The organism is Streptomyces sp. WP-1 (assembly GCF_030450125.1).
Taxonomy (GTDB): domain Bacteria; phylum Actinomycetota; class Actinomycetes; order Streptomycetales; family Streptomycetaceae; genus Streptomyces; species Streptomyces incarnatus.
This window is the reverse complement of sequence record NZ_CP123923.1, coordinates 2,432,476-2,455,532: the sequence shown is the minus strand read 5'-3', so window position 1 is coordinate 2,455,532 and position 23,057 is coordinate 2,432,476. Positions and strand designations below refer to the sequence as shown.

At 68.2% G+C, this 23,057-nt stretch carries 12 protein-coding genes; 8 read left to right on the top strand and 4 right to left on the bottom strand.

Translation table 11 applies throughout. The features are described from left to right. Window positions 1-75: 75 nt before the first annotated feature. Window positions 76-6,231 (bottom strand): LamG-like jellyroll fold domain-containing protein, encoded by a 6,156-nt coding sequence (locus QHG49_RS10275; RefSeq protein WP_301488791.1) that lies wholly within the window; start codon window positions 6,229-6,231, stop codon window positions 76-78. 324 nt (window positions 6,232-6,555) lie between these two features. Between QHG49_RS10275 and QHG49_RS10270 the strand changes: the two genes are divergently transcribed. From QHG49_RS10270 to QHG49_RS10260, 3 genes are all read left to right on the top strand, one after another. Continuing rightward, on the top strand, window positions 6,556-13,611 hold the full coding sequence (locus tag QHG49_RS10270) for an RHS repeat-associated core domain-containing protein (protein ID WP_301488789.1): 7,056 nt from the start codon (window positions 6,556-6,558) through the stop codon (window positions 13,609-13,611). A 107-nt stretch (window positions 13,612-13,718) separates the two neighbouring features. Further along, window positions 13,719-14,102, top strand: coding sequence for a hypothetical protein (locus QHG49_RS10265; RefSeq protein WP_301488787.1), 384 nt, complete (start codon window positions 13,719-13,721; stop codon window positions 14,100-14,102). 161 nt (window positions 14,103-14,263) lie between these two features. Next, entirely contained in the window at window positions 14,264-16,201 is a 1,938-nt protein-coding gene (locus QHG49_RS10260) for an acyl-CoA dehydrogenase family protein (protein WP_301488784.1), read from the top strand. A gap of 21 nt (window positions 16,202-16,222) precedes the next feature. On the opposite strand, the gene QHG49_RS10255 is transcribed toward QHG49_RS10260, so the two are convergent. Continuing rightward, entirely contained in the window at window positions 16,223-16,681 is a 459-nt protein-coding gene (locus QHG49_RS10255; RefSeq protein ID WP_301488782.1) for a lamin tail domain-containing protein, read from the bottom strand. A gap of 184 nt (window positions 16,682-16,865) precedes the next feature. Here QHG49_RS10255 and dxr point away from each other — a divergent pair, with 184 nt between their 5' ends. The 3 genes from dxr to ispG all read left to right on the top strand — a co-directional run bounded on the left by dxr (window position 16,866) and on the right by ispG (window position 20,789). Continuing rightward, window positions 16,866-18,137, top strand: coding sequence for a 1-deoxy-D-xylulose-5-phosphate reductoisomerase (dxr, locus tag QHG49_RS10250; RefSeq protein WP_301488780.1), 1,272 nt, complete (start codon window positions 16,866-16,868; stop codon window positions 18,135-18,137). Further along, window positions 18,134-19,438, top strand: a complete 1,305-nt coding sequence (locus tag QHG49_RS10245) for an RIP metalloprotease (protein ID WP_159705536.1) — start codon at window positions 18,134-18,136, stop codon at window positions 19,436-19,438. Before dxr ends, QHG49_RS10245 begins: the two co-directional genes overlap by 4 nt. 193 nt (window positions 19,439-19,631) lie before the next feature. Beyond that, a complete protein-coding gene (ispG, locus tag QHG49_RS10240; protein WP_145485522.1) occupies window positions 19,632-20,789 on the top strand; it encodes a flavodoxin-dependent (E)-4-hydroxy-3-methylbut-2-enyl-diphosphate synthase in 1,158 nt (385 codons plus the stop codon). 22 nt (window positions 20,790-20,811) lie between these two features. Here ispG and QHG49_RS10235 read toward each other — a convergent pair whose 3' ends face one another. Then, window positions 20,812-21,231, bottom strand: coding sequence for an ATP-binding protein (locus QHG49_RS10235; RefSeq protein ID WP_301488775.1), 420 nt, complete (start codon window positions 21,229-21,231; stop codon window positions 20,812-20,814). Window positions 21,232-21,366: 135 nt separating this feature from the next. Here QHG49_RS10235 and QHG49_RS10230 point away from each other — a divergent pair, with 135 nt between their 5' ends. Together QHG49_RS10230 and QHG49_RS10225 are read left to right on the top strand one after the other, a co-directional pair. After that, a complete protein-coding gene (locus QHG49_RS10230) occupies window positions 21,367-22,206 on the top strand; it encodes a helix-turn-helix transcriptional regulator (RefSeq protein WP_301488773.1) in 840 nt (279 codons plus the stop codon). Beyond that, window positions 22,203-22,460, top strand: coding sequence for a DUF397 domain-containing protein (locus QHG49_RS10225; RefSeq protein WP_301488771.1), 258 nt, complete (start codon window positions 22,203-22,205; stop codon window positions 22,458-22,460). Before QHG49_RS10230 ends, QHG49_RS10225 begins: the two co-directional genes overlap by 4 nt. Before the next feature lie 51 nt (window positions 22,461-22,511). Here the strand turns inward: QHG49_RS10225 and QHG49_RS10220 are convergent, their stop codons facing one another. After that, window positions 22,512-23,057, bottom strand: a complete 546-nt coding sequence (locus QHG49_RS10220) for a hypothetical protein (RefSeq protein ID WP_301488769.1) — start codon at window positions 23,055-23,057, stop codon at window positions 22,512-22,514.

Genomic DNA, 23,057 nt, shown 5'->3' with positions numbered 1-23,057 from the left:
TTTTTCTCGGCTTGGCATGCGTGGTCCCCGCCGCTTCGGACGAGAGCGGCGGGGACCACGCTGCATGTGCTGGATCTAGTGGAGTGCGCCGACCTCGGTCGCCGACAGCGTCCGCGGGTAGACGTGGACGTCGGCCACGGAGCCGGGGAACGCCAGGTACGGGGTCGTGGCGGAGGCGCTGTTGACGCAGCCACCGATGGTCAGGGGCATGGAGGAGTCGTACTGGGGGCTGAGGTTGGTGGCGGTCCCCACGAGGGTGCCGTTCTGGTAGAGGGCCATGTTGCCGGTGGTGGTGCTGCCGGCGACCGGTGCCCGGAAGGTGGCGACCAGATGGGTCCAGGTGCCGACCGGCGCGCTGTTGCTGTCGCCCTCGGCGGTGGGGAAGTCGGAGTTCTCGTCGTTGGTGGTCGTGGTCTGGAACATCCAGGCGGCACTGGGTTTGTCGTAGGAGAGATAGAAGGACTGGTGTTGTGTGGTGCCCTGGCAGACGGCGGTGGTGCCGAGGGCGGAATTGATCTTGACCCAGGCGGAGACGGTGTAGTCGCCGAGTGTGTCGACCGCGCTCTGCCTGCTCTTGAGGAAGCCGGTGCTGCCGTCGAAGGCGGTGCTGCCGGACAGCCCGCTCGGCGCGTCGGTGCCGAAGCCGACGCTGCCGGCCGGGGTGAGCGCGTTGAGGGACGCGGTGTCCGTGCCGTCCCGGGAGAGCTTCCACTCGTCCTCGGGCATGCCCTTGTCCCACCCGGAGGGCACCATCACGCTGCCCGCGCTCGCGTCGCTCGCCGTCATGGCGTACGGGTAGACCTGGACGTCGGAGACGGAGCCGGGGAAGGCGTTGTACGGGGAGGTCGCGTCAGGGGTGTTGACGCAGCCGCCGATGGTCAGGGGCATGGAGGAGTCGTACTGCGGCGTGGAGTTGACGGCGGTGCCCATCAGGGTGCCGTTCTGGTAGATCGACATCACGCCGGTGGTGTCGTCCCCGTCGACGGGGGCGGTGTAGGTGACCAGGAGATGTGTCCAGGTGCCCAGGGCCCCCGTGCCGGCGTCTCCCTCCGCGGTGGGGAAGTCGGAACTGTCGTCGTTCGTGGTCGTCGTCTGGAACATCCAGCCCTGGTTGCCCCTGTCGTAACCGAGGTAGAAGGCCTGGTGCTGGCTGGTTCCCTCACAGATGGCGGTGGCGGCCCCGGCGGCCGAGTCGAGCTTCACCCAGGCGGAGACGGTGTAGTCGGCGAGGGTGTCGACGGCGGTGTGGTCGCTCTCCAGGAACCCGGTGCTGCCGTCGAACGAGGTGGCGGCGGCGGGGGCGTTGACCGCGTCCGGCCCGGCCGCGTTGAAGGTCGCGCCGCCGACCGCGGTCAACGGGTTGTCCCCGCGTGCGTCGGTGCCGTCCGCGGACAGCTCCCACTCGTTGTCGGGGGTGTCGCTGCCGGTGGCGAGCGGGACGATCAGGTTCGGCGCGATGGCGACGACGTCGGTGTTCGTGTCGGCCAGGTAGAGGTTTGCGAGGTCGGTGTAGTACCCGTCGGAGGGGTTCCCACCGGAGAGGTCGGCCGCCTTCACGGTCGACGAGGTGGCGGTGCCGCCCGTGGAGACCGCCGCCGCGAAGTCGATGACCTGCGACGGGTAGTTGTCGAGCAGGAAGCCGTTGACCTGTTCGCGGGCGGCTTCCTGGGTGGCGGTGCCCGGGTGGGCGGCGGTGAACGGGGGGATGGTGGCGAGGTAGACGGTGATGTTGGCGTTCTGGGTCACCGGCTGGCCGTCCATGAAGGCCTGCCCGTCGTCGGTGCAGTAAGAACTCAGCTCACTGTTGAGCGCGGCGAGTCCGTGTTCGACGTTCGTGGCGCAGGTGTCGGCATCGCTCGTGCAGTTGAGCAGGTCGGTGGCGCCGGTGGACACGAGAACGGTGCGTATGTTGCCCTGGGCCAGCACGTTGCGGTCCAGTGGGTTGAGGGCGTTGACAGGGAAGTCGCTGTTCGTGCCCTGCGGCAACAGGTTATTGCTCAGACTGCCACTGTTCGTGCCGGCGTTGAGGATGCCGTAGTCCACGGAGTCGTCCCCGTTGGTGTCCTGCACGATGGCATCGGTGATGGCCTCGCCGAGGTGGTGCCGGCCGTCGTTCGTCCCGGTGTCGGCGTTGACGCTCTGGTCGCCGTAGAGGACCAGGGAGCCGGTGGGGGCGTCGACGGGTGTGGTGACGTCGATACCGGCCAGGTACGGCAGTCCGGTGTACGTCGTCTGGGTGAAGTTGCCGGCCGCGGTGTCACCCGTGCGGTTGGCCGTGTCGTTGCCGGTCCACACGGGGGTCTGGGCCGTGGCGTGGCCGGGCATGGCGGGCACCGAGCCGTGCACCTGCACGCTGACCAGCAGGGTCGCCTGCTGCGGGACGGTCAGCTTCACCGGGTCGCTGGTGACGTCGCCGCCCGCCGGGATGGTGACGGAGGCGCTGCCGCCGAAGGCCAGCGGGGTCGGTGCCGAGGCCGCCGCGGCGCCGCCCGCGGTGGTGTCCTGCGGGGCGACGGAGGCCGCGTCGAAAGTCACCGGGGTGGTTCCCATGGCGTTCGACAGATGAACGCGGACCCCCTGGTCGTCGTTGTTTCCGATGCTGACGTGTGCCGGGATGCGGAGCGTCTTCCCGTTGACGGTCGCGGTGCCGCCGCCGGACTGCTGCACCTTGGCGGTGTCCTGGACCGAGGAGAAGGTGCCGACCCAGTGCCGGGCGGTCGACCCGCTGCCGGTGACGCTCATCGGACGCAGGCCGAGGCCGAGGATGTGCAGGGCGGGCTGACCGGCCTGGACACCGTTGGTGAACAGGGGCAGGGAGATGCTGCTGACGACGGAGCCGGGGCAGGCCAGCGGGACGCTCACCGCGTAGATCTTCGGGCCGGCGCTCGGGCTGGTCTGGGTGTTGTCCTTGTGGTTCTCGTGGACCAGGTTCAGTGAGGCCGCGGCGGCGGGTCCGCTGAGCCAGTCGGGCACGGTGTCCAGCTGGTACGACTGGTCGGCGGTGTTGCCGTTCGCGTCCAGGCAGTTGTTCTTGGCGTAGGTGATGGTGCCGCCGGCCCCCTTGGCCGCACCGCCGGTGGCGAAGGCGAGGAAGACCACCGCGTCACCGGTGTTCACCACGCCGCTGCCCGGCAGGGTGACCGTCTGACCGGAGGCGAGCATGTTGTCGTAGGTGCCGGTGCCGAACTTCGGCAGCGTGACGGTGGCACCGTCCACGGTGACCGTCTTGCCACTCTGCCAGCCCGAAGTGCTCGTCAGGTCAGCGGAGTTGATGCTGTTGCCCGATCCGTCGGCGTCGGCCGTGCTGGTCGTGGTGGTGAAGGTGCTGGTGGCGGTGTTGTTCAGGCAGCTACTCGCGGTGTTGATCGCGCACGTCAGCGCCGGCCCGAGCCGCAGCACGTCGATACCCGCCTGGAACCCGGAGGAGCCGGGGTTCTTGCCGGTCACGGTGAGGGTCAGGGTGTGGACGCCCTGCTTGAGGGTGAGCAGCTGACCGCTGGAGTCCTTCGGTATGCCGAGGTCGAGGAACTGGGTGGTGACGTAGGAGTTGTAGGCGTCGTACCCGCTGATCAGCGTCGACTGCGTGGGCTTGCCCGCGTCCAGGACCAGACGGTAGATGCCGTAGTCCTTGGCCTTGGCCAGGTTGGCCCCGAAACTCCAGGGGCCGTCCTTCGGGACGTCGAAGCCGAGGGTGACGCTGTCGCCTGAGACGACCTTGGAGGTGGTGCTCTTGTTGCCGAGGAACGCCTGGTAGCCGTCGGCGAACTCGTAGCCGCTGCCGGCGGCCTGGCTGACCAGCTGACCACCCTTCGTCGTGGTCGTCGCCGCCGGCACGGCGGTCGTCGTGCCGTCCGCGTTGGTCGCCGTCCAGCCGCTGACCATCTTGTCGCCGTAGGCGTACGCCGGGGTGCTGGTACCGGCGTAGAAGGCGTAGGAGGTCTGGGTGAGAGACGTCGAGCCGGCCTGGTCCACTGCCTTGGCGTAGAGCGTGTGCGGGCCCGTCGTGCCCGGGGTGAAGGCGGGGGAGGCGCTGCCGTTGACGACCGCGGTGCCGGTGCCGGAGGCGTTGTCGGAGGTGACGTAGTACGGCTTGCCCGGCGTGATCTTCGTGCTCGTCGTCCAGTGGGTGACGCTGCTCCCGTACACCGTGTTGCCGAGCGTGCCGTCCAGTGAGAACAGGTACCCGGTGATGTTGTTGGTGTGGTTGTTGGTGAGGGTGAAGGTGCCCTTGTCGCCGTACGCGGCACCGATCTGCTTGGCAGGGAACTGACTTGACGTCACCGTCGGTGCCGGTGGCGCGGAGGTGTCGACGGTGAACGTCTGCGTCTTCGTCCAGACGCCGGAGCCGGTTCCGGCCCAGTAGCCGGCCGCGTTCTGTGCGGTGGCCTTCCAGGTGTACGTGCCGTCCGGCAGGCTCGGTGTGGTCCAGTCACTGCCGTTGGTGTTGTACCGGGCGCGTTTCTTCGAATCCGTGCTCGGACCGAAGCCCTGATGGACCAGCGTGCCGGAGGAGTTGTAGACGTTGTACTCCATGCGCACCAGTTCGCTGCCGCCGGCCAGGTCGGGGTCGACGGCGCGCGCGGACAGCGTCGGGGTGTGCGTGGTGGTCATCGTCTTGCCCATGCTCACCGTGGACGGCTTGATGGCGGGGGTGCCGGTGCCGCTCTTGAGCTTGGGCCGGTAGCTGTAGGTGACCGACATGGTGGCGCCGCCGCCGTAGGCGAGCTGCTTCCACTGGGTGGCGTCGTTCATGTCGGGGGACTGGACCATGAGCGTCATGCTCGCCCAGCCGCCGGCCGCCGCGCTCTGCGCCCGCGAGGTCACATCGAACGCCAGCGAGGGCGGACTGACCCAGGAGTTGGAGCCGTTGGTCACCGGGCAGGTACCGGCCATCTTGCTCACCGGGTTGGTGCCGAGCGCGCCGGTGCTCTTGTCGGGCTCGTGGCCCCAGTAGAGGGAGGACGAACTCCACCCGGCGGGACGGCCGGTGCCGTAGACGGCGGCCGGGGTGTCGGAGCAGGAGGCGGCGGAGAGCTGCTTCACGTACAGCGAGGCGTGGCTGACGACGGCGCCCTTGATGCCGCCGGTGTTGATCTGGTAGTACGTGCGCGCCCGTTCGCCGTTGCCGGGGGCGGAGTTGTCCCAGCCCTCACGGGCGTTGGTGGCACCCGAGGTGGACGTCGAGTTGTAGACGTTCCACCCGTTGTCGGAGATCCGCGCCCAGTCCAGCTGGGACGGGCGGCCGCTCCACTCGGGGTCGATGTAGACCGGGTAGGTGGTGCTCTTGGCGGAGAGCAGCTTTTCGTCCACTCCCAGCAGCTGCTTGCCGGACTTGAGGCTGACCCGCACCTGTGCGCGGTGCTTGCCCACCTCGGCCGCCGTGCGGTGCTCGGCACGGGCCGACGAAACGGTCCTGGTGCGTCCCGCGGGCGCGTCGCCGGCCTTCTGGCCGGCGCTGTCCCACATCAGCGCGGTGTCACTGTGGAAAATCGTTTTTCCGGTGTGCTTGTCCGTGGCCTGCGCCCCGCCGTCGCGCGTGGTGGCCAGCTTGACACCGGTCGACGCGGTACCGAGCGCCAGGTGCCGCAGGCGTGGATCGGCCGCCGCCTTGGCGGACTTGACCACGAGGACCGAGGAGTACCCGGAGGCGTCCGCGGTCAGCTGGAGGTCGACCTGGGGCAGTACCTCGGGATAGGTGGCGGTGTCGCCGGAGACCACCGGTGCGGGCAGGGTGCCCGGCCAGGAGAAGCCCAGCTTGTCCTGGCCGCTGCGCATCGTGACCAGTGCGCCGGAGCCGCCGTCGGAGAAGGCCACGTTCGTGACGGCGGCCTTGGGGGCCCAGGTCCCGTCGGACTGCCGTACCAGCGTGGTGTCGATCGGCACCCACTTCCCGTCCCGGCGGGTGCGCTGCGGCATCGAGGAGTCGGTACGGGTGAAGGTGCCGTCCGGATTGGCGACCACCACCGTTCCCGTGTCGGTGAGCTGATCGATGGTCACCGGCTTGCCCGTGGCCTTCGCACGGGCCGACGCCGACTCGGTGGCGTTGAGACCCCGGTGAGATCCCGGTGTGCCGGACTTCGTGTGCGGCGACCTGGTGGGGGCGGCCGGCGCCGCCTGGGCCACCACTGCCGAGGTCAGCGATCCGGCGGCGAGGGCCGCGGCGACGGCGACGGCGACGGGTCTGGACTTGAGGCGTCTGGACGCCCGTAGGGCCGGGCGAAAGGCTGGCATCGAGTTCGGGTCCTTCACGGGACTCAGGCGGCCCCCCCTTGGGTCCGCGCCGGTGTGCATTCTGAGCCTCGGATTAACCGTGGTCCATCAACCGCCAACTCTCGGTAGCCAAAGGTGGTCCGAATTGGCGGGATGCGGATGACTTTGAGTTCCTACGCGGATGATCTCTTGGAGGTTTCACAGGGAATCCTTTGCCTGTGAAGGAGATGTGTGGGCTTAGCGTGATCGGTTGCGGGGGGCAGGAGCATGACATGCCCCTCTCTGACGTGCCCTCACATCCAATCGGACAGATGCGGGCTCGGAGCTGGGAGGGGAACACACAGCATGGTGCGAAGAACGGGGTGGGGCACCGGCCGGCCGGTCAGAGGCGCTCGGGGGCTGCGGCGTACGGCGTTCGTCGCCGTCGGCGCGCTGATGGTGACCGGCCTGCTGCCGACGGGTACGGCCACGGCGTCGGGGCCGACGAAGGACCCCGCTTCGGTGTCCGCGACGTCCTCCGGCAAGCCCATTCCCTTCACGCACCGGGCCCCCAAGCACGTCAGCGCGCCCAAGGCGTTCAAGCACTTCGCTCCCGGCGCCCAGGTGAAGCTCCCCGTGGCGGGCAGCGCGGACGTCACCCTGCCCGTCGTGGCCGCCTCCACGCGGCTGTCAGCCAAGGCCACGCAGGTACGGGCCGGTAAGACACCCGTCCTGGTCGGCCCCGGCGTGGATGCGCATCCCCAGGCGACCTCCCTCACCGCTTCCCAGCGGGTTCGGGTCACCGTGCTGGACCAGAAGGTCACGCAGGCGGCCGGCGTCCATGGTGTGCTCTTCACTCTCCGGCGCACCGGCCCGGGCGGCGGAAAGGTCGCCCTGAGCGTCGACGATTCCACCTTCCGCTACGCCTTCGGCGGTGACTTCGCCTCGCGACTCCACCTCGTCCAGCTGCCTGTGTGCGCGCTGACCACGCCGAAGCTGCGCAAGTGCCAGGTTCAGACACCTGTGCGTACCGCCCCAGGGAGGCCGCTCTCCGGGCAGGTCACCGTGCCGGGCGCGGTGACCGGTGTCGCCACCCCTTCCCGGAAGGCGGCGGCGTCGTCCGGTGCGACGGTGGTCCTGGCGGCGACCTCGGGCACATCGGGTCCGTCGGGTGATTACTCGGCGACGAGCCTTTCCCCCGCAGGTACGTGGTCGATGTCGGGGAACACGGGTTCGTTCACCTACAGCTATCCGATCAATGTGCCCGCGGCCATCGGCGGAGACGCGCCGCAGGTGGCTCTGGCGTACGACTCCTCCAGCCAGGACGCGCGCACCGAGGCGACGAACAACCAGTCCTCGTGGCTGGGCGACGGCTGGACCTCGACCGACAACTACATCGAGCGCACCTACAAGTCGTGCAAGGACGACTCGTCCTCCGGCGCCCCCCGGAACGACGGGGACGAGTGCTGGGCCGGACAGATCCTCACTCTGTCGCTGAACGGCACTTCCACCGAGATCGTCTACGACGACGCCACCAAGACGTTCCATCCGGCTCAGGACGACGCCGACACCAAGGTGGAGGAGCTGACCGGTACCGCCAACGGCACCGACAACAAGGAGTACTTCAAGGTCACCGAGGGCGGTGTGCAGTACTTCTTCGGCCTGAACCGGCTGCCCGGGTGGAGCGACGGCAAGGACGAGACCAAGTCTGTGTGGACCGAGCCGGTCTACCGCGCCCACAGCGGCGTGCCCGCCTGCCCGGACGGCACGGACTTCGCCGCCACTTCGTGCACGCTGGGCTACCGGTTCAACCTCGACTACGCGGTGGACACCCACGGCAACGCCACGGCCTGGTATTACTCGCCGGAAACGGGCTACTACGGCGCGGACATGAAGGACACCGCGGTGTCCTACACCCGCGGAGGCACCCTTTCCCACATCGACTACGGCATGACCGCCTCGACGATCTACTCGGGCACCGCCCCGGAACAGATCCTGTTCGACACCGCCGAGCGCTGTATTCCGGGTACTCCGTCGGGCAACACCTGCGCGGACAGTCAGTTCACCGTGGCGAATGCCGCGTACTGGCCCGACGTGCCGGTCGACCTCAACTGCGCCTCGGGATCGACGAACTGTACCAACCACGGACCAAGTTTCTGGTCCCGGAAGCGTCTGACCTCCATCACCACCCAGATCCAGAGCGGCGGGGCCACGAAGCAGGTCGACAAGTACAGCTTCACCCAGTCCTTCCCCGACGGCGGCGACCACGCCCCTACCCTCTGGCTGGACTCCATCCAGCGCACCGGCCTGGACACCCTGGGCGGAGCCTCGGGCAGCGCCACCACGCCTGCGGTGAGCTTCGACCCGCCGCTCCAACTGCCCAACCGGGTCGGCACGATCCCGCAGATGCCGCTGATGTACCACGACCGCATCCAGTCGGTCAGCAGCGAGACCGGCGCCCAGACCACGGTCACCTACGACCGTCCCGACTGCTCGAAGGCACCGGCGAGCGACCCCGACGATCCGACGGACGCGGCCGCCCAGGCGTTCGCCTCCACCAACACGCTGTCCTGTTTCCCCGCGTACTGGACCCCTGATGGCCAGCCGGCGCCATGGATGGACTGGTTCTACAAGTACAAGGTCACCTCGGTCGTCACGATCGACCCGCACAACTCCTACCAGGACGGTACGCAACCGGAGCTGGAGACGGACTACGCGTACAAGGGCAACCCCGGCTGGCACTACGACGACAATGAAGTGGTCAAGGCCAAGGACCGTACCTGGGGGCAGTTCCGGGGGTATCCGGAGGTCGACGTCACCACCGGCGACCCGAATGTCTTCCACAAGACGAACAGCGCCGAGGTCCATGACCAGAAGACACTGACGAAGACGTACTACTTCCTGGGCATGAACGGCGACACCCTGCCGGGCGGCAAGGCCCGCTCGGTGCCCGACCTGACCAGCCAGGACGGCACGACCTCGGTCGCCGACGCCGACGAGCTGGCAGGGCAGTCCTTCGAGACCGACACCTATACCGCCTCCGGCGGAAGCCTGGCCAAGGCCGTCGTCGACGTGCCCACGATCATCGGCCCCACGGCCACCCGCAAGCGGAGCGGCCTGCCTGATCTGACGGCCAGTATGGTGCGCACCGCCAAGTCGCTGACCCGTGAAGCCGTGTCGTACGGCTGGCGCAAGACGGAGACCGACACCTTTTACAACACGACGCTGGGCAAGTCGACGACCGGCATGCAGGTGCAGGTCGACGACCGCGGCGAGACCGCTGACAGCGGCAACGTCGCCAAGTGCACCTACACCCGCTATCTGACGGGCAAGGCGGACACCTTGGTGCTGCCCGCGGAAGCCATCACCACCGCGCAGGACTGTTCCAGCGCCGGTGCGGCCCCGAGCGGCACCTTGCTCTCCGACACCCGCACCTCCTACGACGCCAACGGCTTCGCCTACGACGGTGACGGGCAGCAGAGTCCGGCGCTGCCCAGCATCGGCGACGCGACTGATGTACAGACGGCATCGGCCGCCGCTGGAGCCACCGCCACCGCGTTCATCGACACGGGCGTCACCACGTACGACTCCTACGGCCGCGTGACGAAGGCCACTCGTACCCCCAAGTCCAGTGCTCCTGACGGCAAGAGCCTCGCCCAGACCGTTTTCACCTCCTACACCCCTGCGACGGGCGAGCTGCCCACGGGCAGTAGGACCGTCACCCAGGTCACGCCCGGAGTGGACTGTTCGACGGTTACGACGTCGTCCAAGGACTGTCAGCTGGCCTCCGCCACCCTGGACCCGGCCCGAGCCCTCCCGACCGCGCAGACGGACGCGGCCGGCCTGCTGACCTCGCTCACGTACGACGCGCTGGGCCGCACGACCGGGGTGTGGCTGCCGAACGAGATCAAGGCCAACGGGGCGCCGGCGAATACGACCTACACCTATAGCCTGTCGAAGACGGCGCCCACTGTCGTCGCGTCGAACTCGCTTCTGGAAAATGGCAGTTACGCGACCAGCGAGACGTTGTACGACGCGATGCTTCGACCGCTCCAAGCGCAGACGACCGCGGAGAACTCCAGTACCACGGTCTCGGACACCCAGTACGACTCGCACGGCTGGACAGTCGCCACCGACAACGCCTACGCCGTGAGCGGCGGCCCGAGCAACAGCCTGGTCTCGGTCTCTCAGGTTTCCATCCCTGACACCACCGTCACGGACTACGACGGGGAGGGCCGGGCCGACCTGGTCACCGAGGAACACGACGGGAGCAAGGCCTGGACCACGACCACCGCCTACACCGGGGACAAGACCACCGTCCTGCCCCCCGGCGGCGGGGTGGCCACCACCACGGTCACCGATGCGCGCGGCCAGACCACCGAACTCGACCAGTACACGAGCCTGCCCACCCTCTCGGGCAGCGCGGCGACGGGTTTCACCGCGTCCGGTGGCAAGACGTCGCCCACGACGTACGAGTACACGCCGACGGGCCGGCAGCAGCGGATCACAGGTCCGGACGAGTCGGTGTGGACGTTCGACTACGACCTTCTGGGCCGTAAGAAGTCCCAGACCGACCCGGACGCGGGTCCGAGCACCTACAAGTACGACGACGCGGGCAACCAGGTCGCCACCACCGACGCGAGGAAGAAGGAACTCGACTACACCTACGACCTGCTGGGCCGCAAGCTCACAGGCACCGACAAGGCCGAGTCCGGTTTCGAGTTCGCGTCCTGGACCTACGACACCCTGCGCATCGGCCTGCCCACCTCCTCGACCCGGTACGTCCAGGGCACCACCGGCGGCTACACGGTCGCCACCACCGGCTACACCACCCTCGGCAACCCCACCGGCACGAAGATCACTCTGCCGGCGTCCGAGTCGCCTCTGCCCACGACGTACACGACGACCTACACCTACACGGTCAGGGATCAGCTGCTGGCCACGCAGAGCGATCCGCGCGCCCAAGGCCTCAACAACGAGACCGTCATCTACGACCGCGACACCCTGGGCAATCCGACCGCCACCAAGAGCAGCGCCAGCATTTATGTCGGCGGGACCGTCTACACGCCGGACGGCGAGCCGAAGATGGTCACCCTGGGTGCCTCCACCAACCCGGCCACCATCAACTACTCCTACGACGATCAGACGCTCAGGCTGAAAGAGCGCACGATCGACCGCACCCAGGCGCCCGGCCCCCTGGTCGACGACACCACCTATACCTACGACGCGGCCGGCAATCCCACCTCCACCACCGACCGGCAGTCGGAGACCGGCAACACCGTCACCGACCAGCAGTGCTATACCTACGACACCCTCGCGCGCCTCGCGGAGGCATGGACCGCCAACGACAGCTGCACCGCCCGCCCGCCCACCAGCAGTACGCTTGCGAAGGGCCCCGGCGCCTACTGGCAGTCCTACCGCTACGACGCGATCGGCAACCGCACGCAGACCGTCGACCACGCCATCGGCGGTTCCGGCACCGACGCCACCACCACCTACCACGACGGCTGCACCAGCCAGTGCAACACCACGGGCACCCAGCCCCACACGCTGACCGCGACCACCGGCGGCACGAACCCGACCGGCTTCAGCTACGACGAGGACGGCAACCTCCGAAGCAGGACCCCCACCACCGGTCCAGGTCAGACCCTGAGCTGGGGCGACGAGGGTGAGCTGGACGAGCTCGACACCACCGGCGCCAACCCCACGTCCACCAAGTACGTGTACGACGCCGACGGCAATCAGCTCATCCGCCGCGACCCGGGCCAGACCACGCTCTTCGCCGGCGACACGGAAATCGTCGTCAACACCAAGGTCACCCCCGCCACCCTGCTCGGCGCGGTCCGCTCCTACAGTCACGGTGGCAGCGGCTCGCCCGTGGCCATCCGCTCCAGTCTCTCCGGCGGCGGACTGAAGTACCTCTTCAGCGACCTCCACGGCACGGCGACCATGACCATGGACGCCACCACCCAGGAAGTGGCACGCCAGCAGTACACGCCCTACGGGCAGCCACGCGGCAGCGCCAACACCACGCCCTGGGCCGACCCGACCCACTCCTACCTCGGCAAACCCCAGGACACCAGCACCGGTTACACCGATGTCGGCGCCCGCAAGTACGACCCCGCCCTCGGCGCGTTCATCAGCGTCGACCCCGTCCTCGAAGCCACCGACCCGCAGGAGCTGGGCGGCTACACCTACGCCGCCGACAATCCCGTCTCCAACAGCGATCCCACAGGTCTTTGCCCTGCGGACGTCTGCGGTGTCGGTGTGCCGAAGGGCAACGTGGTGGGCGGCTCAAGCGGCACCATCACCGACGGGCCGATCGACCCCGGGAACCCGAGCGCCGGGTATTGCCATCACGGCGTTTGCGGAAAGACCCACTACAACACCAGCTGGGGTTCTTCTTCATCGGCATCGCCGGCACCGGGGGTCTCCTGTGGCGCGAACCGCGCGTGCGAGGAAAATCCTCAGCGGTGGAAGAGAGTCCGCGCGGCCGCCGCTCGGGAAACCGTGCAGCAGAAGGTCGACGATTTCATGGCGGTGGGCACGATCGCCATCATCGGTACGCCTGTGTTGTTCGGCTGCGCTGCCGGAGCTCCCATCATCGGGCCGGAATGCGTAGGTGGCGCGACCGCTTCCGCATCGGCTCTCAGCGGACTGTTCAGCGGGGCACCAGAAGGCGTGGACCCCGGTGAGGAACCGTCTTCGTCCTCGTGTCTCAGCTTCGACCCTCATACCCGCGTTCTCATGGACGGCGGACAGACGAAGGTCATCGGGAAGATCAAGACCGGCGACCGGGTCGAGGCCGCCGATCCCACGAACGGCAAACTCCAAGGCCCGCGCACTGTCCAGCATGTGTGGATCAATCACGATCACGACCTGCAGGACGTCACCATCCGCTCCAAGGACGGTCACACCGCCACTCTCCACACCACCGCCAACCACCCCTTCTGGGACGACACCACCCACAGCTGGGTGCCGGCAGGAAAACTGCACGCAGGCGACGCCCTCAACACGGCCACCGACGACCACGCCTACGTCGTCGCCACCCGGCCCACCCCGGGATCAGCGACCCGCTGGAATCTCACTGTCCAGCAACTCCACACGTACTACGTGTTCGCCGGTAGTACGCCGGTCCTGGTTCATAATGACGATGGTGGCAGCGGAACAGTCTTCAGGGACGGCGCATACCGTTTCCAGATATATTCGAATGATCACGGGCCGGCGCATGGTCATCTCATCGGCCCTGGAATCAAGGGCGATGGAATTCAGATTGGCCAGAACGGAAAGCCGCTGAACTCCAGGGTGCAGCTTTCGCGGGCTCAGCAGCAGGTGATCGACAATAACTTGGGAAGTATCCGTAAGGCTATCCGTAAGAGTATGGCTGCTTATCGGATGAATCAGGAGAGTGGGTGCAAGTGATGTCGTTGGCGTTCGATGAAAGGTTGAGATCTCTGGCGGTGAGAGTCGGCGGCGATCACAGTAGTCTGGAGAGTGGGCATGCTCGTTGGGCTATCTATTCTCGGGCGATGCAAGTCCCAGAGGAGTGGCCGGAACTGCTGGAGTTGGTCGAACAAGAGCCGGATGATGCCATCGCTTCATCCTTGGTTGTCAATATCATGGAGATCGTGCCGGATTCTCGGAGAATGCAATATGTCGCGGCGCTGCCACCGGGGAGGGATCGCGAATATGCGGCGACCCGAGCTCGTGAACTCTCGATACTTGACAAACTCTCCACGGAGAGCGGGGCGTCAAATGATGTGGAGTTCGATGCTCAGAGCTGGTCGACCTGGTTGCAGCTACGGGCGGCTGACTCTGCTCGAAATGAGACGCTCCTCGAAGCTCTGCGTGCGGCTGGGGCGACGAAGCGCATCAGGGCAGCGGCCGAACGGCGTCTGCGGTCTCTTCGCTGAGGAGGCGACGGTGTGACCGCAGCACACCAGAACCGACCCGAACAGCCCCGCCCACCCCCGCGACGGCTGGCGGGGCCGTCCCTTTTCGGGTACCAACGAGCCAGTAGCACCGGTCGGTAGCCCCCAGCCCCGGTCGTCCCCCTTCGCGGCGAGGTGATCCCATGTCCGCCCCCACCGGGAACCGCAGCACCGTCACCGAGCGTGAGGCCCGTGAGGTCGCGGAGGCCGCGCGGGAGCGGGTCTGGCACAGGCCCAGCTTCGCCAAGGAGCTGTTCCTGGGGCGGTTCCGGCTCGATCTGGTGCATCCGCATCCGATGCCCGGCGAAGAGTCCGTACGGCGTGGTGAGGAGTTCCTCGCCAAGCTGCGCGCCTTCTGCGAGGCGGAGATCGACTCCGCGCGGATCGAGCGTGAGGCGCGCATCCCCGACCAGGTCGTGGCGGGGCTGAAGGAACTCGGCGCCCTCGGGATGAAGATCGACCCGAGGTACGGCGGTCTCGGCCTCAGCCAGCTGTACTACAACAAGGCCCTCGCCCTGGTCGGCTCCGTGAGCCCCGCCGTCGGCGCCCTGCTCTCCGCGCACCAGTCGATCGGCGTGCCCCAGCCGCTGAAGATGTTCGGCACGCAGGAGCAGAAGGACGCCTTCCTGCCCCGGTGTGCGCGCACGGACATATCCGCCTTCCTGCTCACCGAGCCCGATGTCGGGTCCGACCCGGCGCGGCTCGCCACCACGGCCGTACCCGACGGCGACGAGTACGTCCTCGACGGGGTGAAGCTCTGGACCACCAACGGCGTCGTCGCCGATCTCCTCGTCGTCATGGCGCGGGTGCCGAAGTCCGAGGGGCACCAGGGCGGCATCACCGCGTTCGTCGTGGAGGCCGGCTCCGAGGGCATCACCGTCGAGCACCGCAACGCCTTCATGGGCCTGCGCGGCATCGAGAACGGCGTGACCCGCTTCCACCGGGTGCGGGTGCCGGCCGCGCACCGGATCGGGCCCGAGGGGGCGGGACTGAAGATCGCGCTCACCACCCTCAACACCGGCCGCCTCTCGTTGCCCGCGATGTGCGCCGGCGCCGGCAAATGGTGTCTGAAAATCGCCCGTGAATGGTCGGCGGAGCGTGAGCAGTGGGGCAAGCCCCTCGCCCTGCACGAGGCCGTCGGCGCCAAGATCAGCTTCATCGCGGCGACCACCTTCGCCCTGGAGGCGGTGCTCGACCTGTCGTCCCAGATGGCCGACGAGAACCGCAACGACATCCGCATCGAGGCCGCCCTCGCCAAGCTCTACGGCTCCGAGATGGCCTGGAAGATGGCTGATGAGCTGGTCCAGATCCGGGGCGGGCGCGGCTACGAGACGGCCGAGTCGCTCAAGGCGCGCGGCGAACGGGCCGTGCCCGCCGAGCAGATGCTGCGCGACCTTCGCATCAACCGTATCTTCGAGGGCTCCACGGAGATCATGCACCTGCTGATCGCCCGCGAGGCCGTCGACGCCCACCTCTCCGTCGCCGGTGACCTCATCGATCCGGCCAAGTCCCTCTCCGACAAGGCGAAAGCGGGCGCGCAGGCCGGGGTCTTCTACGCCAGGTGGCTGCCGAGGCTGGTCGCGGGGGCCGGTCAACTGCCGTCGTCGTACGGCGAGTTCCGGCACGGCGTCGACCTGTCCACCCATCTGCGGTACGTCGAGCGCACCGCCCGCAGGCTGGCCCGCGCCACCTTCTACGGCATGTCCCGCTGGCAGGGCCGGATGGAGACCAAGCAGGGCTTCCTCGGGCGGATCGTGGATATCGGCGCCGAGCTGTTCGCGATGAGCGCGGCCTGTGTACGGGCCGAGCGGCTGCGCACCCGGGACGAGCACGGCCGGGAGGCGTACCAGCTCGCCGACGCCTTCTGCCGCCAGGCCCGCGTGCGCGTGGAGGAGCTGTTCGGGCGGCTGTGGAGCAACACCGACGACCTCGACCGCAAGGTCGTCAAGGGTGTCCTCGGCGGCGCCTACACCTGGCTGGAGGAGGGGATCGTGGATCCGTCGGAGGAGGGGCCGTGGATCGCCGACGCGACCCCCGGACCCTCCGCACAGACCAGCGCCCGCCGCCCGTACGGCGGTTAGCGCGCCCCGGTCGGCGCCCGCTCAGCAGTACTTGTCGCTCGGGTCCCGCGTCGTCCAGGAGCAGGACCAGACCTTCGCGCCGCTCGCCCTCGTCAGCGTCGCCGTGTCCTTGTCGTTGTTCCAGACGTAGGCACGGCGGCCCTGGTACTTGTCCGACGCGGTGTCCCTGCCGGACCCGGTGTGGATCTTCATGTACTTCCCGGCGCCGATCGTGACGTTCGGGAAGACGTACCGGTGGTTCGAGACGTCCTTCAGCACCCACCCCTTGAGCGAGACCGCCGAGCCGCCGGTGTTCTTGATCTGCACCCACTCACCGTTCAGGCTCGTGTTCGAGCGGTTGTCCGAGCCCGGGCTGTCGAACCAGACGTGGTGGATCTTCACGCCCCCGGCGGCCTGGGCCGGGGTGTTCAGCAGGGTGCCGGCGAGCAGGGCGGCGCCGGCGAGGGCGGGCAGGGCGGCGCGCAGCCGTATGGTCCGCATGAAGAGATCCCCCCAAGGATGTCGTCCGCGAGAAAGAGTTCCGCGAGGAAAAGACGCGAAGACTGAAGTGCTATCACAGGATCTTCACTCTTACTTCGCCTTCGGACACACTCCCCGAGTGGACACACACTCCTTGAGGGGACACCCTGTCCGGGCCGTCACCGCTTGCGGCCACAATGGGGGGATGACCGACAGCCCTGCCCGTCCGGCACCCCTCGCCGACCCCCACCTCGTCTACGACCCCCTCGCGGGCGACGGCCCCAAGGACGTGGTGGTCCTCGGCTCCACGGGATCCATCGGCACCCAGGCCATCGACCTCGTGCTGCGCAACCCCGGCCGCTTCCGCGTCACCGCGCTGTCCGCCAACGGCGGCCGGGTCGCCCTCCTCGCCGAGCAGGCGCACCGGCTGCGGGTGCGCACCGTCGCGGTGGCCCGCGAGGACGTCGTACCGGCCCTGCGCGAGGCGCTCGCCGCCGCGTACGGCCCCGGTGAGCCGCTGCCCGAGATCCTCGCCGGACCGAAGGCGGCCACCGAGCTGGCCGCCTCCGACTGCCACACCGTGCTGAACGGCATCACCGGGTCCATCGGCCTCGCGCCGACCCTCGCCGCCCTGGAGGCGGGCCGCACCCTCGCGCTCGCCAACAAGGAGTCGCTGATCGTCGGCGGCCCGCTGGTCACCGCGCTGGCGAAGCCCGGCCAGATCATCCCGGTCGACTCCGAGCACGCGGCCCTCTTCCAGGCCCTCGCCGCCGGCACCCGCGCCGAGGTGCGCAAGCTGGTCGTCACCGCCTCCGGCGGCCCCTTCCGCGGCCGTACCAAGGCGGATTTCGCGGAGGTCACCGTCGAGGACGCCCTCGCCCACCCCACCTGGGCGATGGGCCCGGTGATCACGGTCAACTCGGCGACCCTGGTCAACAAGGGCCTGGAGGTCATCGAGGCACACCTGCTGTACGACATCCCGTTCGACCGCATCGAGGTGGTCGTGCACCCGCAGTCGTACGTCCACTCGATGGTCGAGTTCACCGACGGCTCGACGATCGCCCAGGCCACGCCGCCCGACATGCGGGGCCCGATCGCCATCGGTCTCGGCTGGCCCGAACGGGTTCCGGACGCCGCTCCCGCCTTCGACTGGAGCAAGGCGTCCACCTGGGAGTTCTTCCCCCTGGACGACGACGCCTTCCCCTCGGTGAATCTGGCCCGGCACGTCGGACAGCTCGCGGGGACGGCCCCGGCGGTGTTCAATGCCGCCAACGAGGAGTGCGTCGAGGCTTTCCTGAACGGCGCGCTGCCCTTCAACGGGATCATGGAGACCGTCACCCGGGTCGTCGAGGAACACGGCACACCCGGAACGGGAACTTCACTCACGGTGTCGGACGTCCTCGAAGCGGAGACCTGGGCGCGGACCCGGGCCCGTGAGATCACAGCCACGACGGCGACCGCGGAGGCGCGTGCATGACGACCTTGATGTTCATCCTCGGCATAGTGGTCTTCGCGTTCGGTCTGCTCGTCTCGATCGCGTGGCACGAGCTGGGGCACCTGTCGACCGCCAAACTCTTCGGCATCCGCGTCCCGCAGTACATGGTCGGCTTCGGCCCCACCGTGTGGTCGCGCAAGAAGGGCGACACCGAGTACGGCATCAAGGCGATCCCGCTCGGCGGCTACATCCGCATGATCGGCATGTTCCCGCCGGACAACGCGGGCCGGATCTCCGCCCGTTCCACCTCACCGTGGCGCGGAATGATCGAGGACGCCCGCTCGGCGGCCTACGAGGAGCTCCAGCCCGGCGACGAGACGCGCATGTTCTACACGCGCAAGCCCTGGAAGCGCGTCATCGTCATGTTCGCGGGCCCGTTCATGAACCTGGTGCTCGCCATCGCCCTGTTCTTCACCGTGCTCATGGGCTTCGGCATCCAGCAGCAGACCACCACCGTCGCCTCCGTCTCGCCCTGCGTCATCGCGCAGAGCGAGAACCGCGACACCTGCAAGAAGTCCGACCCGGCCTCCCCGGCCGCGGCCGCCGGCATCCAGAAGCGCGACAAGATCGTCTCCTTCGCCGGCAAGCCCACCAAGGACTGGAACACCCTTTCGGACCTGATCCGGGTCAGTGCGGGCAAGGACGTGCCGATCGTCGTCGAGCGCGACGGGAAGCAGCTCACCCTGCACGCGAAGATCGCCACCAACCAGGTCGCCCAGAAGGACTCCAGCGGCACCTACGTGCAGGGCAAGTACGTGAAGGCCGGCTTCCTCGGCTTCAGCTCCGCCACCGGCGTGCAGAAGCAGGGCTTCGGCGACTCGGTGACCTGGATGAGCGACCGGGTCGGCGACGCCGTCGACTCCCTCGCCGCCCTGCCCGGCAAGATCCCGGCCCTGTGGGACGCCGCGTTCGACAACGCCCCGCGCCAGCCGGACTCCCCGATGGGCATCGTCGGCGCGGCCCGCATCACCGGCGACATCGCCACCCTGGACATCCCCGCCTCCCAGCAGGTGGCCATGTTCGTGATGCTGCTCGCCGGGTTCAACCTCTCGCTGTTCCTGTTCAACATGCTCCCGCTGCTCCCGCTCGACGGCGGCCACATCGCCGGTGCCCTGTGGGAGGCGCTGCGGCGCAACCTGGCCCGGGTGCTGCGCCGTCCGGACCCGGGCCCGTTCGACGTGGCCAAGCTGATGCCGGTGGCCTACGTGGTGGCCGGGATCTTCGTCTGCTTCACCGTCCTGGTGCTCATCGCGGACGTGGTGAACCCGGTGAAAATCTCCTAGCCATCCGGCGTTCACGGCGGCCCGGGACCCTGGGGTTCCGGGCCGCTTCCCGTGCGGCGTCCGGCCGCCCCCCAATGAGGGGGTTTCCCGGGTGGGATGTGCCCGCGCACGCGCCGGTGCCGTAATCTCGGATGCCGGAGCCCGCCGTAGCACGGGGCCGGATCTTGATCCACGACTTGGGGTTGCACAGCAGATGACTGCGATTTCTCTCGGCATGCCGTCCGTTCCGACCAAGCTCGCCGAGCGCCGCAAGAGCCGGCAGATCCAGGTCGGAAGCGTGGCGGTCGGCGGAGACGCGCCCGTATCGGTCCAGTCGATGACCACGACCCGTACGTCCGACATCGGCGCCACCCTCCAGCAGATCGCCGAGCTGACCGCGTCCGGCTGCCAGATCGTCCGGGTGGCCTGCCCCACCCAGGACGACGCCGACGCGCTGCCCACCATCGCCCGCAAGTCGCAGCTCCCGGTGATCGCGGACATCCACTTCCAGCCCAAGTACGTCTTCGCCGCCATCGAGGCCGGCTGTGCCGCGGTCCGCGTGAACCCCGGCAACATCAAGAAGTTCGACGACCAGGTCAAGGAGATCGCCCAGGCCGCCAAGGACCACGGCACCCCGATCCGCATCGGTGTGAACGCGGGCTCGCTGGACCGCCGCCTGCTCCAGAAGTACGGCAAGGCCACCCCGGAGGCGCTGGTCGAGAGCGCCCTGTGGGAAGCCTCCCTCTTCGAGGAGCACGACTTCCGCGACATCAAGATCTCGGTCAAGCACAACGACCCGGTCGTCATGATCGAGGCCTACCGCCAGCTCGCCGCGCAGTGCGACTACCCCCTGCACCTCGGCGTCACCGAGGCGGGCCCCGCCTTCCAGGGCACCATCAAGTCGGCCGTCGCCTTCGGCGCGCTGCTCTCCGAGGGCATCGGCGACACGATCCGCGTCTCCCTCTCGGCCCCCCCGGTCGAGGAGATCAAGGTCGGCATCCAGATCCTGGAGTCCCTGAACCTGCGCCAGCGCGGCCTGGAGATCGTCTCCTGCCCGTCCTGCGGCCGAGCCCAGGTCGACGTCTACAAGCTCGCCGAAGAGGTCACCGCGGGCCTCACCGGCATGGACGTCCCGCTGCGCGTCGCCGTCATGGGCTGCGTCGTCAACGGCCCCGGCGAGGCCCGCGAGGCCGACCTCGGCGTCGCCTCCGGCAACGGCAAGGGCCAGATCTTCGTCAAGGGCGAGGTCATCAAGACCGTCCCCGAGTCCAAGATCGTGGAGACCCTCATCGAGGAGGCCATGAAGCTGGCCGAGAAGATGCAGGACGAGGGCGTCGAGTCCGGCGAGCCCTCGGTCTCCGTCGCGGGCTGACCGTACGACATCACGAGTCCCGTCACCGGTGGGTGGCGGGACTCAGCCGTACCTCCGCCCAGACGGTCTTGCCGGGCTGCCGGGGCGCCACCCCCCACTTGTCGGCGAGCGCCTCCACCAGGATCAGCCCCCGCCCGCCCTCACCGCACGGCACCCGGCGCTCGGGCAGCCGTTCGCCCCGGGTGTCGGAGACCTCCAGGCGTACGACACCGTCCTCCTCGGCGAGCCGCAGATGGAAGTCCCGCCCGGGCACGCGCCCGTGCCGTACGGCGTTGGCGACGAACTCGGCCGCGATCAGCGTGACGGCCTCGTTGACCCGGCCGTCGTACGGATGCCCCCACTCGTCCAGCCGCAGCGACACCAGCCGCCGGGCGAGCCGCGCGCCGCGCGGGGTCGAGGTGAAGCGCATGGCGAATTCCTGGGTGGAGATTTCTGATTTCACGCGGTTACGGTCCCGCACGCTCAGTAGCGTTGAACAGCGGCCGCACCAGGACCACCAGGCGTTGTACAAGGGCGAGGTGCCGCTGTACACGAGCGCGCCGTGACCGAGGGTGGCGCACAGGCATTGGGGGTGTACATGAGCGAGGAAGCACGGGAAGACCAGGATGGCCAGGAAGCGCCGGGCTCGGGCATTCCGCTCGTCTTCGGGCGGGTGCTGAAGCGGCTGCGCGTCCAAGCGCGCATGGACCGGGCCGAGTTGGGCCGCCGCACCGGTTACTCGGCCGCGACGATCACGTCGTACGAGGTGGGCCGGCGCATCCCGAACGCGAAGTTCATCCGGCAGGCGGACGAGGTGCTGGACGCGGGCGGGATGCTGATCGACTTCATCGAGGACATGGAGAGGGCGCAGTATCCGGCGTTCTTCCAGGACGCTGCGGCCTTGGAGAAGAAGGCGGTGGGATTGCACGTCTTCGCTACGAAGGCCGTCCCGGGGCTCCTTCAGACAGAGGACTATGCGCTCGCGGTCTTCAGGATGTGGCGGCCTCTGCTGGATGAGGAGACCGTCCAGAAGCGTGTCGCGGCCCGTCTGGCCCGACAGGATGTCTTCGCTCAAGCCCTCTACCCGACCATCAGCTTCGTGATCGAAGAGCACCTTCTTCGTCGGCCTCTGGGCGGACAGGCCGTGCTGCGTGGGCAGTTGGAGCAGATCCTGCTTCATGGGCATCGCCGGAATGTCGAAATCCAGGTGATGCCGACGGCTCGCGAGGTGCACGCTTGCCTTGACGGCCCGTTCACCTTGATCGAGACGAAGGAAGGGCGCAGGATCGCCTACGTGGAGGGGCACAAGCACAGTCGTCTCCACACCGACCGTGAGACGGTCAGGGAACTGGAAGAGCAGTACGGAATCCTGCGCGCTCAGGCCCTGACACCTCACAGTTCACTGGCCCTTGTAGAAAAGTTGCTGGGAGAGACATGAAGATCGACGAGCTGTCCGCGCTGACATGGTTCAAGAGCAGCTACAGCACTGGCAGTGGTGGCGAATGCCTCGAAGTCGCCCTCCCCTGGCACAAGTCGAGCTACAGCACTGGTGACGGCGGCGAGTGCGTCGAGATCGCCACCTGCCCCACCACCATCCACATCCGCGACTCCAAGCAGCACCCCACCACCGCCCCCACCCTCTCCGTCCCCACCACCGCGTGGCAGGCGTTCCTGGGGCTCGTCCAGGCGTGAGCGACAACACGGCGACGGGGCGCGACCAGTGCATGGCCGCGCCCCCGCTCGTCAGTGGGGGTCCAACTCGCGCAGGTCCTCTCCGCGCAGGGGCAGCGGTGCCTTGCGCGTGGTGAACCGGAGACCGTGGGGCAGCAGGACGGACAGCCCTGCTGTTGTCACGGCGAGGACGCTGAGGACGATGCTCAGCATCGCCCCTCCGCCCTGCATCGCGAACAGGGCGATCGTCGCCATGAGGCTCAAGGACGCCGTATTGGCGACGGCCCGGGTCCTGGTGAGCTGGACTTCAGGAATCGGGAAGCGCTTGCGCGTGCGCACCGGGGACACCGGCGCCGCCGGTGCCTGCTCGCGGGGGGGTTCGGAGCCGGCGTCGCTGTGGGAGCCGAAGATCTTGACGGTGTTCCTGTCACCACCGCTGACGTTCACGACTACGTGCGGGTGAGGATCGTGAAGCGCCGCTTGCGGGTCGGTGAGTTCCGCGTCCTCGATGATCGACTCGATGCGCGCGGCTTCGGCCGGATCTTCATGCATCCGCTGGAGCGCCAGCCTGAATGACGCGACGTGCTCCTCCTCCGAGCGGATGTCCTCCTGGTTCAT